The 19,335-nt window shown below is 66.6% G+C and carries 20 protein-coding genes; 11 read left to right on the top strand and 9 right to left on the bottom strand.

Features of this window, described 5'->3' with window-relative positions; genetic code table 11:
• Window positions 1-21: 21 nt before the first annotated feature.
• Genes G335_RS0106210 through aroB form a run of 3 tightly spaced genes read right to left on the bottom strand, consistent with a single transcriptional unit; the run spans window position 22 to window position 4,191 of the window.
• Window positions 22-1,896, bottom strand: coding sequence for an SPOR domain-containing protein (locus tag G335_RS0106210; RefSeq protein ID WP_020411035.1), 1,875 nt, complete (start codon window positions 1,894-1,896; stop codon window positions 22-24).
• A gap of 11 nt (window positions 1,897-1,907) precedes the next feature.
• Window positions 1,908-3,077: a deoxyguanosinetriphosphate triphosphohydrolase gene (locus G335_RS0106205; protein WP_018176193.1), complete on the bottom strand. Its 1,170-nt coding sequence runs from the start codon at window positions 3,075-3,077 to the stop codon at window positions 1,908-1,910.
• A 4-nt stretch (window positions 3,078-3,081) separates the two neighbouring features.
• The gene (aroB, locus tag G335_RS0106200) at window positions 3,082-4,191 is read right to left on the bottom strand and encodes a 3-dehydroquinate synthase (RefSeq protein WP_018176192.1); all 1,110 of its coding nucleotides are present in this window, start codon (window positions 4,189-4,191) and stop codon (window positions 3,082-3,084) included.
• A gap of 180 nt (window positions 4,192-4,371) precedes the next feature.
• Here aroB and rpsU point away from each other — a divergent pair, with 180 nt between their 5' ends.
• The 4 genes from rpsU (at window position 4,372) to hemE (ending at window position 7,619) form a co-directional block, all read left to right on the top strand.
• The gene (gene rpsU / locus G335_RS0106195) at window positions 4,372-4,587 is read left to right on the top strand and encodes a 30S ribosomal protein S21 (RefSeq protein WP_018144550.1); all 216 of its coding nucleotides are present in this window, start codon (window positions 4,372-4,374) and stop codon (window positions 4,585-4,587) included.
• A gap of 39 nt (window positions 4,588-4,626) precedes the next feature.
• Window positions 4,627-5,073 carry a GatB/YqeY domain-containing protein gene (locus G335_RS0106190; RefSeq protein WP_018176191.1) on the top strand — a complete coding sequence of 149 codons (447 nt, stop codon included), beginning with the start codon at window positions 4,627-4,629 and terminating at the stop codon, window positions 5,071-5,073.
• Window positions 5,074-5,148: 75 nt separating this feature from the next.
• Entirely contained in the window at window positions 5,149-6,555 is a 1,407-nt protein-coding gene (locus G335_RS0106185; protein ID WP_018176190.1) for an FAD-dependent oxidoreductase, read from the top strand.
• 8 nt (window positions 6,556-6,563) lie between these two features.
• Window positions 6,564-7,619: a uroporphyrinogen decarboxylase gene (hemE, locus tag G335_RS0106180; protein WP_018144547.1), complete on the top strand. Its 1,056-nt coding sequence runs from the start codon at window positions 6,564-6,566 to the stop codon at window positions 7,617-7,619.
• Between the two features lie 30 nt (window positions 7,620-7,649).
• Here the strand turns inward: hemE and G335_RS0106175 are convergent, their stop codons facing one another.
• Together G335_RS0106175 and G335_RS0106170 are read right to left on the bottom strand one after the other, a co-directional pair.
• Window positions 7,650-8,279, bottom strand: a complete 630-nt coding sequence (locus G335_RS0106175; RefSeq protein WP_018144546.1) for a hypothetical protein — start codon at window positions 8,277-8,279, stop codon at window positions 7,650-7,652.
• Window positions 8,280-10,658, bottom strand: coding sequence for a penicillin-binding protein 1A (locus G335_RS0106170; RefSeq protein ID WP_018176189.1), 2,379 nt, complete (start codon window positions 10,656-10,658; stop codon window positions 8,280-8,282). It abuts the gene before it with no gap.
• A 143-nt stretch (window positions 10,659-10,801) separates the two neighbouring features.
• Here G335_RS0106170 and G335_RS0106165 point away from each other — a divergent pair, with 143 nt between their 5' ends.
• The 6 genes from G335_RS0106165 (at window position 10,802) to G335_RS0106140 (ending at window position 16,350) form a co-directional block, all read left to right on the top strand.
• Entirely contained in the window at window positions 10,802-11,869 is a 1,068-nt protein-coding gene (locus tag G335_RS0106165) for a pilus assembly protein PilM (protein WP_038084249.1), read from the top strand.
• Complete coding sequence (locus tag G335_RS0106160; RefSeq protein ID WP_018144543.1) at window positions 11,866-12,429, top strand: PilN domain-containing protein; 564 nt, start codon at window positions 11,866-11,868, stop codon at window positions 12,427-12,429. The genes G335_RS0106165 and G335_RS0106160 overlap by 4 nt, the downstream gene beginning before the upstream one ends.
• Complete coding sequence (locus tag G335_RS0106155; RefSeq protein WP_018144542.1) at window positions 12,429-13,010, top strand: type 4a pilus biogenesis protein PilO; 582 nt, start codon at window positions 12,429-12,431, stop codon at window positions 13,008-13,010. The genes G335_RS0106160 and G335_RS0106155 overlap by 1 nt, the downstream gene beginning before the upstream one ends.
• Entirely contained in the window at window positions 13,010-13,552 is a 543-nt protein-coding gene (locus G335_RS0106150) for a pilus assembly protein PilP (protein WP_038031938.1), read from the top strand. Before G335_RS0106155 ends, G335_RS0106150 begins: the two co-directional genes overlap by 1 nt.
• A gap of 20 nt (window positions 13,553-13,572) precedes the next feature.
• Window positions 13,573-15,702, top strand: coding sequence for a type IV pilus secretin PilQ (gene pilQ / locus G335_RS0106145; protein ID WP_018144540.1), 2,130 nt, complete (start codon window positions 13,573-13,575; stop codon window positions 15,700-15,702).
• 105 nt (window positions 15,703-15,807) lie between these two features.
• Window positions 15,808-16,350 (top strand): shikimate kinase, encoded by a 543-nt coding sequence (locus G335_RS0106140; protein ID WP_018168284.1) that lies wholly within the window; start codon window positions 15,808-15,810, stop codon window positions 16,348-16,350.
• Between the two features lie 362 nt (window positions 16,351-16,712).
• Here G335_RS0106140 and G335_RS0106135 read toward each other — a convergent pair whose 3' ends face one another.
• Together G335_RS0106135 and G335_RS0106130 are read right to left on the bottom strand one after the other, a co-directional pair.
• On the bottom strand, window positions 16,713-17,174 hold the full coding sequence (locus tag G335_RS0106135) for a nuclear transport factor 2 family protein (RefSeq protein WP_026304772.1): 462 nt from the start codon (window positions 17,172-17,174) through the stop codon (window positions 16,713-16,715).
• Window positions 17,150-17,560, bottom strand: coding sequence for a nuclear transport factor 2 family protein (locus G335_RS0106130; RefSeq protein WP_018176186.1), 411 nt, complete (start codon window positions 17,558-17,560; stop codon window positions 17,150-17,152). The genes G335_RS0106135 and G335_RS0106130 overlap by 25 nt, the downstream gene beginning before the upstream one ends.
• Window positions 17,561-17,684: 124 nt before the next feature.
• On the opposite strand from G335_RS0106130, the gene G335_RS0106125 reads away from it, so the two are divergent.
• Complete coding sequence (locus G335_RS0106125; RefSeq protein ID WP_018176185.1) at window positions 17,685-18,575, top strand: PfkB family carbohydrate kinase; 891 nt, start codon at window positions 17,685-17,687, stop codon at window positions 18,573-18,575.
• A gap of 51 nt (window positions 18,576-18,626) precedes the next feature.
• On the opposite strand, the gene G335_RS0106120 is transcribed toward G335_RS0106125, so the two are convergent.
• Together G335_RS0106120 and G335_RS0106115 are read right to left on the bottom strand one after the other, a co-directional pair.
• Entirely contained in the window at window positions 18,627-18,896 is a 270-nt protein-coding gene (locus G335_RS0106120) for an HPr family phosphocarrier protein (protein ID WP_018144535.1), read from the bottom strand.
• On the bottom strand, window positions 18,868-19,293 hold the full coding sequence (locus G335_RS0106115) for a PTS sugar transporter subunit IIA (protein WP_018168280.1): 426 nt from the start codon (window positions 19,291-19,293) through the stop codon (window positions 18,868-18,870). Before G335_RS0106115 ends, G335_RS0106120 begins: the two co-directional genes overlap by 29 nt.
• Window positions 19,294-19,335: the final 42 nt, after the last annotated feature.

Below are 19,335 nucleotides of genomic sequence, written 5' to 3'. Positions count from 1 at the left end.
GGTGACCAAGCAGCGCGGGGATCAGTCGCGCACGGCGTTCTGGACCGAGCCGATGGAGCGGATCCAGGGTTCGTCGCGGCGCACGGCGGCGGGCAGGTCCTCCGCGGCGCGCTGGGCGGCGGCCCGGTCGGGGAAGACCCCGGCCAGGATGACCACGAATTCGCGGTTGTTGACGCGCGTTGGGATATAGCGGATCCCGCCCAGGTCGTGCTGATCGGCATAGGCCCGTGCGGCCCCCATGTTCGGCGCGGCCAGCAGCTGGATGGTCGTGGCGCCTCCGTCCTGGTCGTTCAGCCAGGCGCGGTCGTTGCGCAGGCGCTCGGCGTCGGCATCCTCTGCGGCCGGTTCTTCGGTGGCGAGTTCCGGTTCGGGCGTGGGCTCGGGCGTGGGTTCGGGTGCCGGTTCAGGCTCCGGCTCCGGAGTGCTTTCTGGCTCGGCCGGCGGTTCGGATGCGGGCGCCTGCTCCGCGGGTTCCGCCGCCGTCTCGGGTTCGGGCTCGTCCGCGGCCGGGTCCTGGGGGGCGGTCTCCCGCTCGGTCGGTTCGGCTTCGGCCGGAGGGGGCAGGTCCAGTGGGTCGGCCACGACGACCTCGTCGTCGGTGGTGGCTGCCGGCCCCTCGGGCGCGGGTTCCGGCTCGGCCTCGGTGATGCGCGGCTCGGGCAGGGGTAGTTCGATGATCTCGCTATCGGTCGGCGCGGATTCCGTCTCCAGCAGTTGCCAGGCGACCGGGGCGGCGATGCCCAAGGCCACGGTGATGGCTACCGCCGGGACGAACCAGCGCTGGTTCCAGAAGGCGACGTTCTCCGCCGCCGGCGGCTCCGGGATGCGGTGATCGGCGTCGATGCCGCCCGGCTCGCCCGGCGGCGCCTCGGGGGCTGTCTCGCGGGGCGGGTCGGGGCGCGGAGTGGACGCGGCAAGAGCCTCGGCCGCCGGGGTGAAGCGGTCGTCGTCCGGGTCGCGGCTGGCGCGGATCGTCGTCTCCGAGGGCATCTCGCTCACCGGCTCGGCCTCGCGGGTGGAGGGGGTGATCGCGGGCTCCCCGTCTTGCGGTTCGATGTCGGTGTCTGTCTCGGCCGCCTCGCCCGCGGCCACCCCCGGGGCAGTGCTGCCGGCGGCTGTGGCTGTGGCACCGGTCCGGCGCTCGCTGCGGCACTGGCGTTCGAGGAAGCTGTTGGCTTCGCGGTTGAGGTTGCCGGGCAGGCCCTGACTGGTGGTCTGCAGGTGATGGATGGCGTCTGCATCCAGCAGGCGATCGGGGTCGGCCAGGCCGGCGGCCTGCAGGCGGTGGCGCAGGTAGGCCGCGGTCTGCTCCAGGTTGAACGCGCGCAGGCTGACGCGAGTGACCTGGTCCTCGTCGGAGGGGTCGGGCAGGTATAGGCGGCGGCGCAGTAGCCCACTGGAACCGACCAGGATGATGCGCGGGGCGCGGCCCTGCCTGGCAAGGATCTCGCTGCGCATGCGCATCAGGTTGTTGACGATGTCGGTGCCGACCAGGTGCGCGTCATCCATCGCGATAACCGGGTCGACGCCTTCGGCGACGCGGTCGCCGAGGAGTTCGGTCAGTGGGCGGTCGGGATCGTCCGCGTTCTGCGAGCGCAGGTAATTGCGGATGGTGTTGTCCACCGACTCGAACTGGGTGTTGATGCGCGCACGGAAGGCGATCAGCTCGAACGGGTCGGGCAGCATCGCCAGCAGTCGCATCAGCTGGAGGCTGCGGCCGGAACCGTTCTCGCCGGTCATCAGCACGACTGCGCCGGGGCCGTTCAGGGCAGCCCGCGCGGACTCGAGCAGGCCATCCAGCAGCGGGTCGCTGTAGATGAAGGTCTCGTCGGGCGCGTCGTCAAACGGCGGCGCGTGCAGGCCGAGGTGTTCCAGGCATTGTTCGGAAAGCGCCATCGAATTCCTTTTCAGGTCAGCGTGCCCAGGTCGAACAGGCGGTGGTGTTCACGGATGGCGTGGCGGTCGGTCATGCCGGCGATGTAGTCGGCGATGGCGCGTTGCGGCCCGTGCGCGTCGTGGGTGGCCATCTCGTCGGCATGCCGCTGGTAGTGCTCGGGCATCAGGCGTGGCTCCGACTCGAACGCGGCAAACAGATCGTGGATCAGCTGGCGGGCCTTGTGCATTACCCCGTGGACCTGGTGGTGATGGTAGAGGTTCTCGCGCAGGAAGCCCTTGAGCTCGCGCGCCTGTTCCGCCATCTGCGGGCTGAAGCGGATCAGTGCCTCGTCGGCGCGGCGTACGTCGTCGGGGGTTTGCGGGCGCTCGTGGTCGATCGCGGCCTGGCTGGTCTCGATCAGGTCGCCGACCAGGGCGTCGATCATGCGCCGGACGGTCTCGTGCTGGATGCGACGGGGGTCCAGGTTCGGGTACCGGGCCTGGACCGTCTCGCGGCAGTCGCGGAACAGGGTGACCTCGGCGAGGCGGTCCATGGTGAGCAGCCCGGAGCGCAGGCCGTCATCGACGTCGTGATTGTTGTAGGCGATTTCGTCGGCGACGTTCGCGAGCTGGGCCTCGAGGCTCGGCTGTTCCTTCTGCAGGAAGCGCACCCCGATCTCGCCCAGCTGGCGCGCCTTCTCGGGTGCGCAGTGCTTGAGGATGCCCTCGCGGGTCTCGTAGGTGAGGTTGAGGCCGTCGAAGTCGGCGTAGTGGCGCTCCAGCAGGTCGACGATGCGCAGCGACTGCAGATTGTGCTCGAAGCCGCCGTGCTCGCGCATGCAGGCATTCAGCGCGTGCTGTCCGGCATGCCCGAAGGGGGTGTGGCCGAGATCGTGCGCCAGCGCGACGGCCTCGGTCAGGTCCTCGTTCAGTTGCAGGGCGCGCGCGATGGAGCGCCCGATCTGCGCGACCTCCAGCGAGTGGGTCAGGCGGTTGCGGAACAGGTCGCCCTCGTGGCTGATGAAGACCTGGGTCTTGTACTCCAGCCGGCGAAAGGCGCTGGAATGCACGATGCGGTCGCGGTCGCGCTGGAAATCGCTGCGGTGACGCGGCGCGGCCTCGGCCTGGGCGCGGCCGCGCGAACGTGCGGGGTCGCAGGCGTAGGGCGCCAGGCCCGGTGCGGCAGCGCTGGGGGTGGCCATGGTTTCAGGCGACACGGGCATGCTCGTGCAGGGTGTCGTCCAGGGCGTCCTGATCGAACGCGTCGGTGAGGACGGCTTCGCCAATGCCGCGCAGCAGTACCAGGCGCAGGCGGCCGCTGGCCACCTTCTTGTCGATCGCCATCAGCTCGCGGAAGCGGTCCGGGGTCACCGCCCCCGGCGGTTCCAGGGCCAGGCCGGCGCGCTGGATCAGGGCCTCGGCGCGTTCACGACCAGCGGTATCCAGCCAGCCCATGCGTTCGGACATGCGTGCGGCCATGGCCATCCCGGTGCCCACGGCCTCGCCATGCAGCCAGGCGCCGTAGCCCATGCCGGCCTCGATCGCGTGGCCGAAGGTGTGGCCCAGGTTGAGCAGGGCGCGAATGCCGCCCTCGCGCTCGTCGGCGGCGACGATCTCGGCCTTGCAGGCGCAGGAGCGACGGATGGCGTAGGCCAGTGGCTCGGGTTCCAGTGCGCGCAGGGCGTCGATGTGTTCCTCCAGCCAGGCGAAGAACTCGGCGTCGCGGATCAGGCCGTACTTGATCACCTCGGCCAGGCCCGCCTGGAGCTCGCGCTGGGGCAGGGTCTTCAGCGTGTCGGTGTCGATGACGACGGCGCGGGGTTGATGGAAGGCGCCGATCATGTTCTTGCCCAGCGGGTGATTGACACCGGTCTTGCCGCCAACCGAGGAGTCGACCTGGGCGAGCAGGGTGGTTGGGACCTGAACGAAGTCGATACCGCGCTGGTAGATCGCGGCGGCAAACCCGGCGATATCACCGACCACCCCGCCGCCCAGGGCGACGATGCGGCTGCCGCGATCCAGGCGCGCCTCCAGCAGCCGGGTCAGGATGGTCTCTACCGTCGCGAGGGTCTTGTGCTGTTCGCCGTCGGGCAGTTCGATCCATAGCGGGTCGCTGCTGATGTCGCAGGCGGCGAGGTTCCGGCGCAGGGCGTCGCCATACAGCGGCCCGACCGTGGTGTTGGTCACCACGGCGACGCGCCGGCCGTGCAGCGCCGGCCGGAGCCGCTCCGGTTCGCCCAGCATGCCCGGCCCGATGTGGATCGGGTAGCCGCGTTCGCCCAGTTCTACGTTGAGACTTTCCATGCCCGTCATCATAGCGTGCGGGCCGACGGCGGCGTAAGCCGGGCATTCCGCATGGTGCGGATCGCTTCACGGACTTTTGCAATTGGCGCCGGTTGGATTACCATAGGGAGTTCTGCATGGTCGCCCGGAGTGTTTGGCGGCCGGTTTTGTTATTTTTGATCGAGATGATCCTGCATCCGTTTCGGAGATTGTATGCCGCACGTACGAATTCGTGAGAACGAGCCCTTCGAGGTCGCCCTGCGCCGTTTCAAGCGCACCTGCGAGAAAGCCGGCGTGGTCGCGGAAGTCCGCCGCCGTGAGTACTACGAGAAGCCGACCACCGAGCGCAAGCGCAAGGCCGCTGCCGCGGTGAAGCGTCAGCTGAAGAAGAATTCCCGCGACATGACTCGTCGGGTGCGTTTGTACTGAACCCCGTCCGGGTGGCTGCCCGGACCCGAGGACCCAAAGATGTCGCTCAAGGCCCGGTTGCAGGATGACGTCAAGCAGGCCATGCGGGCCCGGGCCAAGGACCGCCTGGCTGCATTGCGCATGATTCAGGCCGAGGTATCGCAGTTCGAGGTGGACGAGCGGCGCGAGGCCGACGACGACACCGTGCTGGCGATCCTCAATCGCATGCTCAAGCAGCGGCGTGATTCCATCGATCAGTATCAGAAGGGCGGTCGCGAAGACCTCGCCGAGCGCGAGGCCGCCGAGGTCGTCATCATCGAGGAATACATGCCCGAGCCGCTGGACGCCGCCGCGCTGGACCAGTTGGTGAGCGAGGCGATTGCCGAGACCGGAGCCAGTGCCCCGGGTGATATGGGTCGCGTAATGGGGGTCCTGAAACCCCGGGTCTTCGGGCGTGCGGACATGGGCCAGGTGAGCCAGAAGGTCCGCGCCGCCCTGCAGGGCTGACTACGGGCCGGATCCCGGCCGAACTCCCCGGGCCCATCGCGGCCCCTATCCCGATTTCGTCGGAGCGAGTGTTCCATGGCTTCCAATCCGATGCAGTTCCTGGACCTCCCGCGCCAGGACCCCCAGAAGACCCCCGCCGAGATCCGGATCCACGAATTCGGCGAGATCATTGGTCAGTTCGATCCCGCCACGGCCGGTCAGCAGGCCGGCCGTTGCCTGGCCTGTGGCAATCCCTATTGCGAATGGAAGTGCCCGGTCCACAACTTCATTCCCAATTGGTTGAAGCTGGTGGAGGAAGGCAATCTGTTCGCGGCCGCCGAGCTCTCGCACAAGACCAACTCGTTGCCCGAAGTGTGTGGCCGCGTATGCCCGCAGGATCGTCTGTGCGAGGGGGCCTGCACCCTGAACGACGGCTTCGGCGCGGTCACCATCGGCTCGGTCGAGAAGTACATCACCGACGAGGCCCTGAAGGCCGGCTGGCGCCCGGATCTGTCGGATGTCACCCCGACCGGCAAGCGTGTCGCGGTGATCGGCGCCGGGCCCGCGGGATTGGGCTGCGCGGACATCCTGGCGCGCAATGGCGTGCAGGCGGTGGTGTATGACCGCTATCCGGAGATCGGCGGCCTGCTGACCTTCGGCATCCCGCCGTTCAAGCTGGAAAAGCACGTGATCCGCACTCGCCGCGAGATCCTCGAGGGCATGGGCGTCGAATTCCGTCTGAATATCGAGATCGGCCGCGACATCGCGATGGATGCGCTGCTGGAGGAATACGACGCCGTGTTCCTCGGCATGGGCACCTACACCGCGATGCAGGGCGGCTTCCCCGGCGAGGACCTGCCGGGCGTTTATCCCGCCCTGCCGTTCCTGATCTCCAATATCCGCCAGGTGATGAACTGGCCGCAGGAAGAAGGCCACGAGTTCATCGACATGGCCGACCAGCGGGTGGTCGTGCTGGGTGGCGGCGACACCGCGATGGACTGCAACCGCACCTCGATCCGCCAGGGCGCGGCATCGGTAACCTGCGCCTACCGCCGCGACGAAGACAACATGCCCGGTTCGCGCAAGGAGGTGGTGCATGCGCGCGAAGAGGGCGTGCATTTCGAGTTCAACGTGCAGCCGGTGGAGATCGTCGGCGACGGCAAGGTCGAGGGTGTGAAGGTCGTGCGTACCCAGATGGGTGCCCCGGACGAACGGGGCCGCCGCCGTCCCGAGCCGGTCCCCGGCTCCGAACACGTAATCCCGGCCGACCGGGTGCTGATCGCCTTTGGCTTCCGTCCGTCTCCCTCCGACTGGTTTGCCGACTACAAGATCGGCATCGACGAGGGCGGCCGCGTGCAGACCGCGGGCGAGCATGCCTTCCAGACCGGCAACCCGAAGGTCTTTGCCGGCGGCGACATGGTGCGCGGCTCCGATCTGGTGGTTACCGCCGTCTTCGAGGGCCGCGAGGCCGCCGAAGGCATCCTTGAATACCTCGGCGTTTGAGCCTTTCGATGTCCCAGAACCTGAAGAACGACCTCCTGCTGCGAGCCCAGCTGCGCGAACCGGTGGAGCGTCCGCCGATCTGGATCATGCGCCAGGCCGGGCGCTACCTGCCGGAGTATCGCGAGACCCGCGCCCAGGCCGGCAGCTTCATGAGCCTGTGCCAGAACCCGGAGCTGGCCTGCGAAGTCACCATGCAGCCACTGCGCCGGTTTCCTCTCGATGCGGCGATCCTGTTCTCCGACATCCTCACCATCCCCGACGCGATGGGGCTGGGTCTGTATTTCGAGACGGGCGAGGGCCCACGTTTCCGCGAGCCGGTGCGTACGCTGGAGGCGATCGAGAACCTGCCGGTGCCGGATCCGGAGCAGGAGCTACGCTACGTGATGGACGCGGTGCGCCTGATCCGCCGCGAGCTGGACGGCCAGGTCCCGCTGATTGGTTTTGCCGGCAGCCCATGGACCCTGGCGACCTACATGGTCGAGGGCCAGGGCTCGCGCGACTTCGCCGAGACCAAGCGTCTGATGTACGGCGAGCCGCAGGCGATGCACGCCCTGCTGCAAAAGGTCGCCACCGCGGTGACCGATTATCTGAACGCGCAGATCCGCGCCGGCGCCCAGTCGGTGATGATCTTCGACACCTGGGGCGGTTCGCTTACTCCGCGGGCCTATCGCGAGTTCTCGCTGGCCTACATGCAGCGCATCGTCGACGGGCTGATCCGTGAAAACGATGGCCGCCGCGTCCCGGTGACGCTGTTCACCAAGGGTGGCGGCGCCTGGCTGGAAATGATGGCGGATACCGGGGCGGATGCCCTGGGGCTGGACTGGACCATCGAGATCGCCGAGGCCAGCCGCCGGGTCGGCGATCGCGTTGCGCTGCAGGGCAACCTCGATCCGTCGGTGCTGTACGCACCCGAGGCGGTAGTCCGCGAAGAGACCCAGCGGGTGCTGGATGGTTTCGACCGCGAAACCGGTCATGTCTTCAATCTTGGCCACGGGATTCATCCGGGGATCGATCCGGAGCGGGTCGCCGCGATGGTGGACACCGTCACCAACTACCGACGCTAGTCCGCCCGGCGCGAGCGTACGGCCCGGTTATTATTCCGCCGTGGCCGCCGCCTCTTCGGCGCCGGCCTCCGCCAGCATCCTCTCTACGTCCGCGCGGGTTGCGCGTTGCATCGGGCGCCCGTCCACCGGCGACGGTGGCGCCTGGCGCAGGCCGTCCAGCGGGAAGACCGTGAGCTCAACATCGGTGTCGTCCGGTCCGCGGAAGGCGAGGAAGGGGATGCGCTGTTCGCGCCCCTGCCGGCTGCGGTAACGGCGCTCGCCGGTCTCGCAGTGAATCCCCCGGTCCCCCATCTCCAGGATGACCTCTTCCACTGTCTCGGCGAAGGCATGCAGGTTGATCAGCGGTTGCGATTCCACTAGCCCTTGAAGGAGTGGGCCGACCAGCCGCGGTTCCAGGTGCTCCAGGCGTTCCATCACGACCAGCGCCGCTTCCAGGCGGCCGCGGTAGGCGGCGCGGCTGGCGGGGCTGGCAAACAGCCGGCTGCGTTCGATGGCGGCGTCCTGGATCTCCAGGTTGCCGGGCATGTCGTGGCGGGCGTCCACGCCCAGGTGTTCCGCGGCTTTCCGCTTGGCCAGGCCGAAGTCCCGGATGCCGTCGTCGAGCATGATGCGAGCGGCTTCCTGGGCCAGCTCCTGGCGCGCGCGCGAGGGGCTGGCCATTTAAAAGACCAGTTCGGGTTGCTGGTTCCCGCTGCTGCCGTTCTCGCCGTTCCCCGGAATGACGTGTCCGCGTTCCGGGATCTGGTGGGGTAGCAGCCACTGGTTGCGCGCGCCCGGGGCGTCGTCGCTGGGGGCGCGCTGGCCGTTCGGCAGGATGGCGACCCGCACCAGGTCGTTGGGGCGCTCCACCGGCCGTTCCGGCTGGTCGGCCAGCACGCTGCCCATGAAGCGGGTCCAGATTGGCAGGGCCGCGCGACCGCCACTTTCGCGTCGGCCCAGCTCGCGGTTGTCGTCGAAGCCGATCCAGGCGGTTGCGACCAGCTCCGCGTTGAACCCGGCGAACCAGGCATCGCGGTAGTCATTGGTGGTCCCGGTCTTGCCGGCCAGGTCGGACCGGCCCAGTTCCATGGCCCGCCGTCCGGTTCCGGATGTGATGACGCTGCGCAGCATGTCGCTCATCTGCCAGGCGACACCGGGATCCAGGACCGGTACCGGATCGGTGTACTGCAACGGGCCACTGCTGGCGACCAGCGGCAGATCCTGGCCCTTCGGGTTTGTGCAGGGCGCCGGGCAGGCTCGTTCGGTCGGTGCCTCGTACAGGGTCTCGCCGTCCGCCGTCTCGATGCGGGCGATGATCCAGGGGCTGTTCAGGCGGCCGCCGCTGGCGAACACGCCATAGGCATTGTTCAGCTGCAGCGGGGTGAGGGAGCCGGTACCCAGGACCATGGACAGATTGTTCGGCTGCCTTTCGAGGTCCAGACCGAAGCGCGTCAGTTCCTGGTGTACGTTTCCGGTGCCCAGGCGGTCGAGCAGGCGAATGGAGGCCAGGTTGCGGGAATTCGCAAGTGCCTCGCGCAGGGTGGTCTCGCCGTGGAAGCGCCGCGAGTAGTTCTGCGGGCGCCATTCGGCCCCCAGGGCGGGGTCGTTGAAGACCATCGGCGCGTCGATCACGGTCCCTTCGGGCCGGTGGCCCTCGCGCAGGGCCAGGGCATAGACCAGCGGCTTGAACGCGGATCCTGGCTGGCGTTGCGCCTGGGTCGTGCGGTCGTAGCGGTTCTCAAAGAAGTCGAACCCGCCGGCCAGTGCCAGGATGGCGCCGTCCTGAGGGGCCTGGGCGATCACGGCGCCGGTGACTTCCGGCTTTTGCGCCAGGCGCCAGCGGCCGTCGGTATAGGGACGTATACGGATCACGTCGCCGCGTTCGAGCGCCGGTGATCCGGCCCATTCGCGGTCTTCCGGCAGGACTTCCAGTTCGCCAATGCGGCCGCCGTCGACGCGCAGTACCCCGGCGTCGCCCTGCTCCAGGACGACGGCCGGGAACAGCAGCCTTCCGTGCACGCCAATGGCCATCAGCGCGCGCTCGCGTGCCTCGGCGTCCTCCAGGGTATTGCCGGGAAGCCGCATTTCGGGACCGCGAAAACCGTGACGCTCGTCATATTCCAGCAATCCTTCGCGCAGCGCCTGGTTGGCCGCTTCCTGCTGGCGGGAGTCGATCGTCGTGTGCACCTGCAGGCCGCGACGGTAGGCGTCGTCACCCCACAGGTTCACGACCATCTGGCGCGCCATTTCGGCGACCCAGTGGGCATCAATCTCGGTGGCTGTGGTGTGGCGTTCCGACAGCACCGGGCGCTCGATGGCGGAGGTATAGGCATCCTCGTCGATCACGCCGGTCTCCAGCATCCGCCGCAGTACGTAGTTGCGGCGGATCTCGGCCCGTTGCGGGTTGCTTACCGGGTTGGTGGTCGATGGCGCCTTGGGCAGGGCGGCGAGTGTGGCAATCTCGTCCAGTTCCAGCGCATCCAGCGAGCGGCCGAAATATACCCGCGAGGCCGCCTCGATCCCGTAGGCGCGCTGTCCCAGATAGATCTTGTTCAAATATAGCTCGAGGATTTCATCCTTCTCGAGTTCCTGTTCCAGGCGGATGGCCAGGAAGATCTCGCGCAACTTGCGTTCGTAGGTCCGCTCGCGCGTCAGGAAGATATTGCGCGCGAGCTGCATGGTGATGGTGCTGCCGCCCTGGCTGCGCTCGCCGCCGGTGGAGATCACATTCAGTCCGGCGCGGGCAAGGCCCATGACATCCACACCCGGATGGTCATAGAAGCGCTCGTCTTCCGCCGCAATAAAGGCATCGCGGACTTGCTGCGGGATTGCGTCGATCGGGACGGGAATGCGCCGTTCTTCCGCGAACTCACCCATAAGGCGGCCATCCGCACTGCGGACCTGCAGTGGAGTCTGCAGGCGCACATCGCGTACGGCGTCGGCCTCCGGGAGGCTCGGCGCGTAGTAAACATAGAGAGCGGCCGCCGCGATGGACAGGCCGATTCCGGCTGCCAGAATCAGGGCCAGCAGCGCCGTAATAATCTTAAGGAGCGGATTCATGACAGCAAAAAAAGTGAGGCCAAGATGAGAAGTCGCTTTCAAAGCGACTTGCAACCCTGAAGTCGCGGTGTATATTGTGAACCAGCTAGCATACGTGATTGTAACGCTACCAGTTACTTTCGTCGGGGTATACAGGGGGATGTGTGCTGAGTCTCGGAAAATCCAAACAAGGGGTCCTGGGCGTGGATATCAGCTCGGCAGCCGTCAAGGTGCTGGAGCTGACGCGACAGGGTAAGGGCTATCGGGTCGAGGCCTTCGCGGTCGAACCGCTGCCCGATGGGGTGATGGTCGACAAGGTCTGTCAGGACACCGAGGCCGTGGGTAATGCCCTCGCCCGGGCGGTCAAGCGCTCCGGCACCCGCCTCAAGCACTGCGCGATGGCTGTGCCGTCCTCCGCCGTGATCACCAAGACCATCCAGATGTCGGCCGCGCTGGGCGATGCGGAACTCGAGGGCCAGGTCTTCGTGGAGGCGGATCAGTACATCCCCTACACGCTTGAAGAGGTCAACCTGGATTTCCAGGTCCTCGGCAAGAACGAGAAGAACCCCGAGATGGTCGATGTCCTCGTGGTCGCTTCGCGCCGCGAGAACGTGGACTCGCGCGTGGCCATTGCCGAGGCGGCCAAGTTGACCCCCGAGCTGATCGACGTCGAGGCATACGCGATCGAGCATACCGCCGAGCGCTTGATGGAGCAGGTCCCCGACCGCGAGAGCAAGCCGATCGTGGCGGTCGTGGATGTCGGTTCTTCGGTGACTGCCGTGTATGTCGTCAGTCAGGACGAGGGCGTGGTTTACACCCGCGAGCAGAATTTCGGCGGCCGCATGCTCACCGAGGAAATCATGCGGCGCTACAGCATGAACTATCAGGAGGCCGGTTCCGCCAAGATGAGTGGCGACCTGCCGACCGACTACGCAAGCTCCATCCTCGAGCCCTTCAAGCAGACCATGGTCGACCAGATCCAGCGGCTGCTGCAGTACTTCTACGTGACCCGCCCGCAGGACACCATCGATCACATCCTCCTGGGTGGCGGCTGTGCGGCCATCCCGGGCGTGGACGAACTGCTCGAGGAGGCCGCCGGCACGCCGGTATCGATCGCGAACCCGTTCCGCGGGATGGCGTTGGCCAAAAGGGTCAACCAGGAACGTTTTGCCAATGATGCCCCGGCGCTGATGACGGCCTGTGGCCTGGCCGTGCGGGGGTATGCGTCATGATTTATATCAACCTCCTTCCCTGGCGCGAGAAGGCACGCGAACAGCGGCGCAAGCAGTTCTTCGCCGCGGTTGGTGGCGCCGCGGTGGTCGGCGTCCTTCTTGCCTTCGTTGGCTATAGTTTTATCGGCGCGTTGATCGACCACCAGCAGTCGCGCAACCAGATGCTGGAAAGCGAGATCCGCGAACTGGATCGTCAGATCGCCCGGATCCGCGATCTCGACGAACAGCGCGAGGCCCTTATTGCCCGAATGGAAGTCATCCAGACCCTGCAGGCGCAGCGGCCCGAGGCCGTGCATCTCTTCGATCAGCTGGTCGAGACCCTGCCCGATGGTACCTACCTCAACGAGGTCCGCCAGGAAGGCGAGAATGTGCGCCTGGTCGGGCGCTCCGAGTCCAACACCCGGATCTCCGCGTTGATGCGCCGGATCGATGGGTCGCCCTGGCTGGGCAGTTCCAATCTGCAGATTATCGAGACCCGCGAGGAGGGTCGCCTCCAGGTGCGTGACTTCCGACTGGATGCCACACAGACCCGGCCGGATGCCGCAGAGGGGGATTCCTGATGGATCTCAATGAACTCAAGCAGGTCGATTTCAACAACATCGGGGAAGCCTCCTGGGGCGTGAAGGGCCTGATCCTGGTCGTGATTGTCCTGGCCATCCTCGGCCTGTCCTATTACCTCTTCATCGGCGATCAGCGGACAGAGCTCGAGCGCGCGGAGAGCCGCGAACTGCAGCTGCGCGGCGAGTTCGAGGACAAGCAGCAGCGGGCTGCCAACCTCCAGGCCTACGAGGACCAGCTGGAGGAGATGGAGCGCATGTTCGCCTCGCTGCTCGAGCTGCTGCCCAGTAGTGCCGAGATCCCCAGCCTGCTGGTCGATGTCTCGCAGACAGGGTTGCAGGCGGGTCTCGAGATCGAGCTGTTCGAGCCGCGTGGCGAGAACCGGCGCGACTTCTACGCCGAGGTTCCGATCCGTTTGCGCGTCCGGGGCGATTACGAGGATCTCGCGGAGTTCGTCAGCGGTGTCTCGGCCCTGCCGCGCGTGGTCACCATGCACAACATGCATATCCGCCCGGGCGATTCCGACAACGACCTGCTGATGGATGCGGTCGCCCGCACCTATCGCTACCTGGAGGAGAACTGATGAGGCATTCTTCCATGCGAGCGGTATGGCCCGGACTGGCCATGGTCCTGATGGGCGGGATCCTGCTGTCGGGCTGTACTCAGGACAACCGTGACCTCGAGCAGTACATCGCCGAGGTCAAGGAGCGCCCGGGGAGCGGGATCGAGCCGATCCCCACCCTGGAGCCGCACGAGCCCTATCTCTATCCGGGGCATGCCCGGTCGCCTTTCGACTCGTCGGTAATCGCCCAGCCGGAGCTCGCCGCGGCCGAGGGGCAGCCAGGAGACGCCGAGATTGATCCTGACCGCCCGCGCGAGTTCCTCGAGGGCTTTCCGCTGGATTCGCTGCGGATGGTCGGGTCGCTGGAGCAGCATGGCGTGCGCTACGCCCTGGTCCGGACCCCGGATCGAGGGGTTCAGCGCGTCACTGCGGGCAACTATATGGGCCAGAACCACGGGGAGATCATCGAGATCACGCCGACCCAGATCCGGCTGGTCGAGATCGTGCCGGATGCCTTCGGCGGTCACGTGGAACGTGAAAACTCGGTGGCGCTGACCGACTAGCGGTTGGGGGGGAGAAGAAGATGATGACGAGCATTCGCCGCAAGGTCGGCACAACCAACAGGGGATTCAACATGGGTTCTTCCATGCGCGCTTTCGCAGGCACGGTCGTTGCGGGCCTGCTGTTCATGGTGTCCCAGGGGGTGGCTGCCACCGAACTGGAAGAGATCCGGGCCGGCAGTCTGAGCGGTGACCGGGTGCAGGTGAACCTGCGTTTCTCGGAGACGCCGCCCTCCGATATTCGCGCCTTTGCGATTGATTCACCGCCGCGCATCGCGTTGGATCTGCCCAATGTCGGCAATGCATTGCCGCGGCGCGAGACGGACCTGAATGTGGGCCCGGTGCTGCGGGCGAGCACGGTCGAGGCGGGCAACCGCACCCGCGTGGTGCTGAACCTGACTCAGGCCTCCGAGTACCAGACTCGAGTCGAGGGCAATAATCTCATCCTTACGCTGGGCCGCGGGGTTTCCGAGGCGGATGCACGCACCCAGCAGGTCGTGGATCGTGCGGGTGAACCCGCCGCCACGACCCGCAGCGCCCGACCCATGGAGATCACGGGTATCGATTTCCGGCGGGGCAGCGAGGGCGAAGGTCGCGTCGAGGTGGATCTCTCCCGCTCTGGTGCCGAGATCAACGTTCGCGAGCAGGCCGGCCGCATCGAGATGACCTTCCCGCGCGCCATGGTCGACGAGTCGCTGGAACGTCGCCTCGACGTGGTCGATTTCGCCACCCCGGTGCATACCATCGACACCGTCGCCGAGCGCAATCGTGTACGCATGGAGATCGAGGCGCGCGGCGAGTACGAGATCATTTCCTACCAGAGTGATCGCCAGTTCGTCCTCGAGGTCGCCCCGATTTCCGAGGCCGAACGCCAGGCCCGCGCCCGCGAGGAAGAGGAGTACGCCGGCGAGCGCCTGTCCCTGAATTTCCAGGACATCGAGGTGCGCTCCGTTCTGCAGTTGCTGGCGGATTTCACCGATCTGAACATCGTGGTCAGTGACACGGTGGGGGGCAACATCACCCTGCGCCTGAACAACGTCCCCTGGGACCAGGCGCTGGATATCATCCTGCGTGCCCGCGGGCTCGACAAGCGAATGGACGGCAATGTCCTGTACGTCGCCCCCAGCGAAGAGATCGCGGCGCGTGAACGCCTGGAGATGGAGGCTCAGCGCGATCGACAGGAGCTGGAGCCCCTGCGCACGGAGTTCGTGCAGATCAATTTCGCCCAGGCCGAGCAGATCGCGTCCCTGATTCGCGGCGGTGATGGCGGCGAATTCCTCTCGGAGCGTGGCAGCATCACCATCGACACGCGCACCAACACCCTCCTGGTGCAGGATACCCAGAGCCGGATCGAGGACGTCCGTCGCCTGGTCTCCACACTGGACGTCCCGGTGCAACAGGTCCTGATCGAGACCCGCATCGTGATCGCGGAGGATACCTTCAACCGTGAGCTGGGCGCCCGTTTTGGGATCTCCGGGACGCGGGGTGACCGCCGAACCCGGGTTGGTGGTGCCGGGTCTATCGAGGGCGCGGATGCGGCTCGGGATGCCACCACGGGGGGCATTGGTGGCATCGCTATCGGAGACCGCCTGAATAGCTCGCTGCCGGCCGGTGGCAATGCCGGGCAGGCGGGGCTGAGCATCCTGCGCAGTGGCGTGTTGCTCGACCTGGAACTGTCCGCGCTGCAGGTTGAAGGCCGCGGCGAGATCATCTCCAGCCCGCGTGTGATCACGGCCAATGGCCAGACGGCGACGATCAAGCAAGGTGAAGAAATCCCGTTCCAGGAAGCCACTGCATCCGGCGCGACTTCGACCCAGTTCATCGAGGCCGTACTGTCGACGGAAGTGACGCCGCAGATCACGCCGAACGGCAACGTGATCCTCGACATCAAGGTGACAAAGGACGAGCCCAGCCAGCGTGTGATCCTTGGGGTGCCGGGGATCAACAAGCGCGAGGTGGAGACCCAGGTCTTCGTCGGCAACGGCGAGACCGTGGTCCTGGGCGGTGTGTACGAGATCGACAGCCGCACCAACCTCGAGAAGGTGCCGTTCTTCGGGGATATCCCGTTCCTCGGAAACCTGTTCCGCAACCGCTCCACGGAGAATTCCAAAGCGGAATTGTTGATCTTCGTGACGCCGCGCGTACTCGACTGAGCGCAAGGTGTAGCGTCGGGGCTTGCCCCCGATGGGTTCGATCTCGAAAGCCGGGGCCTGTCCCCGGCTTTTCTTTGGGTGGCCCAGCCAGTAGCCTTGGCGCCCATGCAGAACATCGTACTGGTAGGCCCGATGGGGGCCGGCAAGAGCACAATCGGGCGCGGCCTCGCGGGGCTGCTGCGTCGGCCGTTCTTCGATACCGATCAGGAGATCCAACGGCGTACCGGTGTCGATATCCCGACCATCTTCGAGTTCGAGGGCGAGGGCGGTTTTCGCAAGCGCGAGACGGCGATGCTGGGGTCGCTTCTTGAACAGGAGGGGGCGGTGATTGCCACCGGGGGCGGGATCGTCGAACGCCCGGAAAACCGCGAGCTCCTGCGCGACCAGTTCGTGATCTACCTGCGAGTGCCGGTGGAGGAGCAGTTCCGGCGTACCCGTCGTAACCGCAAGCGCCCGCTGATCGCGGAGGCGGCGGACCCGAAGGCCCGCCTTCAGGAGTTGTTCGTGGTCCGCGATCCGCTCTATCAGGAGGTCGCGGACCTTACGCTGGAGGGCAAGGGGCGGCGGGTGCGCGACGCGGTCAAGGGCGTATGCGCGGCCCTGCAGGTGCAGCGCCCGGATCTTTGCCAGCCGCGCTCCGAAGGCTAGTTGGTAACCATTAAGCGCACGAAGACACCAAGCAAGGGCGCGAGTCATCCACAGTGGCCGGTTGCGGCCCCATGCGTGATTCTAATGGGGTCAACGGGCAGTGGAAGGTCCTGGGCTCCATCGATCTGCCGGACGCCTGGTGGCGGTGGTCACGTGATTTTTTGAACCCCCCGAGGACGGCGGAGCACAGCGAGGCAGTTTCCGGTTGTTCAGGCGCTTCACGACACGCATCCATACCGTTCGCGGATCCTTTTGCCTCGGAACACACCTGCCCCGAACGCCCTTCTCTAGGTGCTCCGTGGTGCACTCGCTTTGGACCTTCTTCGTGCGTTCATGCGCTTCGTGGTCGATCCCACTGCTCGTCAGTGGCGGGTGTTGCCGCCGCCATCGGGGACGAACATGCCGTCCTGCGATGGCGGTGAGCGGCGCCCGTGCGAGGCGTGGTGAAACAGCAGGCGCCAGCCCGTGTCCAGCCAGCGCCAGGTCTGGCTGATCAGGATCGTCCCGGTGGGCGCGACGTCGCCCGGTCGCGTGATCGCCTCCTCGATGACCAGGCTGATGATCTCCCCGGTCTCGTGGCGCCCCACGATCTTCGGTTCGATCCCGATATTCAGTTCACGCGCGAAGACCAGTAGCCAGCTCTCCATCACCTCCGCCACGCCCCGGTGGGCGCGCGGGCTGCCCGGGTGGATGCAGACGATGTCGGGACGCTCGCCCCAGAGGCGCATCATCTGTTCGATATCGGCGGTGCGAAAGGCGGCGTAATACGCCTCGACGCAGCCATCGGCATCCGTCGCCATCAGTGCATGCCCCCGGTGGACCATTCCGGTGCGGGTTCCGGGTCCGGGCTGGCGTGGTGGAGCACCATGCGCCAGCTTTCCCCATCATGCCGGTAGCCATTGGTCGCCAGCATGACGCCGCGGCGTTCACCCTGGACATACAGGTTTTCGCGCAATACGTGGAGGACGAGGTCTTCGCCCGGGATGGCCGTCACCTGGGTCCGGTGTACGATCACCCCGCGCATCCCCGGCAGGATGTCGTCCCAGCTTTCCAGGATGATGTCCGTTCCCTGCAGGCGCTCGCCACCTGGGTGGATGCAGACGCACTCCGCACTGTCGTGCCAGATTTCGCGCATGCCTTGTGCATCGCCTGCCTGAAAGGCCGCGTAAAAGGCGGCTTCGGCGGATTCGGGAGAAGGGAACGTGGCCATACCGGTCGGGGCCTCCTGAGATAGAGGGGGTATTGTCGCAGGAGCATCCGCGGATGACGAATGTGCGAGATGACGTAATGGGCGCGACCCGCCAGAATGGCTCTCCTTCATCACGGGAGCCCGTATGGCACGTATCCTCGCGACTGGCATTGTCACGCTCGACCACACCCTCGATGTTGCAGCCTTCCCGGCCGAGGACGACGAGGTCCGGGCGCTCGCCAGCACCACCCAGCCCGGAGGCAACGCGACCAACACGGCAACGATCCTGGCGCAGTTCGGCCACCGCCCGGGCCTGTCCGCGGTCATCGCCGAGGGTGCGGCCGGGGATGCCTTGAGCGAGTCCCTGGAGGGCCACGGACTGGATGTTCGTCACTGCGTACGCCGGCCCGGAGCGACGCCGACCTCCCATATTCTTCGCTCCAGGGCGACGGGAAGTCGCACCATCGTTCATCACCGCGACCTGCCCGAACTCGGGGTGGAGGATCTCGTGGGCGTACCCTGGCCGGAATATGACTGGCTGCACTTCGAGGGGCGTAACCCGGAGGCCCTTGCGTCCATCCTGCGCGCGGTGCGCGAGAGCATCTTTGACCAGCCGGTGTCGCTGGAGCTGGAGAAGCCCCGGCCGGAGCTCGACGCATGCCTGGACCATGCCGATGTCCTGATGCTCTCGCGCGACTGGGCCGCGAGCGTGGCGGGCACTCCCGAGGCTGCGCTGCAGCAGCTTTCCGAGCGCTTTCCTGATCGCATCCTGACCGTGACCGCCGGGGCCGAAGGGGCCTGGATGGCCGCGCGGGGCGTGATCCACCATTGTGAAGCGACGCCCGGACTGCGGGTGGTCGACAGCGTGGGGGCGGGGGATACCTTCAATGCCGGGTTGATCCACGCGCTGGTCTCCGGGGAGCCCCCGGAGCAGGCCCTGACGGTCGCTGTGCGCCTGGCGGAGCGCAAGCTCGAGCAGGTCGGCCTGGACGGGCTGGGTAACGCGGGCTCCGAGCCGGGAGCGTGGCCCGGATAGCCCCCGCAGGGGGATGGTGGTTGTTGACCGGTGCGGGCGGGACTCGGAGGTTCAGGCCTCTTCGCCGAAACGATCGGCGACCAACTCTGCGAGTGCATCCAGCGCCTCCGGCGCATCCTTGCCTTCGGCCTCAATGGTGATCTCGCTGCCCTGGGCGGCGGCCAGCATCATCACGCCCATGATGCTCTTGCCATTCACCTCCTGCTGGTTGCGGGAGACGGAGACGTCCGCGGCGAACTTGCTGGCCAGGCTGACGAACTTGGCCGCGGCGCGCGCGTGCATCCCCAGGCGATTAACGATGGGGACTACGCGCTGCGGCATCGCTGCACTCCTGATCGCAGAGGAGAATCCCGTCATGGCCGCCCGAAAGGGCCTTGTTGACCAGTTCGGTCAGGGGGAGGTGTTGATAGTTGAGCACGCGGATGAGCATCGGCAGGTTGGCGCCGGCGATCACGCGGGCATTTGCACCCCGGGCGACACGAATCGCCACGTTGGAAGGCGTGGAGCCAAACATGTCGGTCAGAACGAGCACCCCCGAGCCGCTGTCGAGGGTCGCCAGGCGCTCGCGGGCGCGGGCCAGGACCTCGTCGGGGTCGTCGTTCTGGGACATCGCCATGGACTCGCAGTCCTCGGGCAGGCCCCCGAGCATGCTCTGCGCGGTCTGCAGCAGGGTATCGCCCAGGTTTTGATGCGTGATCAGAATGAGACCAACGCCCATGGATCTGCTCCGATTGCGGGTTCCAGAAGGCCCTCGTCCCGC

Origin of the sequence: Thioalkalivibrio sp. AKL8, assembly GCF_000380525.1 — a bacterium.
In the GTDB taxonomy this organism is placed as follows: Bacteria; Pseudomonadota; Gammaproteobacteria; order Ectothiorhodospirales; family Ectothiorhodospiraceae; genus Thioalkalivibrio; species Thioalkalivibrio versutus.
This window is presented reverse-complemented; position numbering and strand designations above follow the sequence as displayed.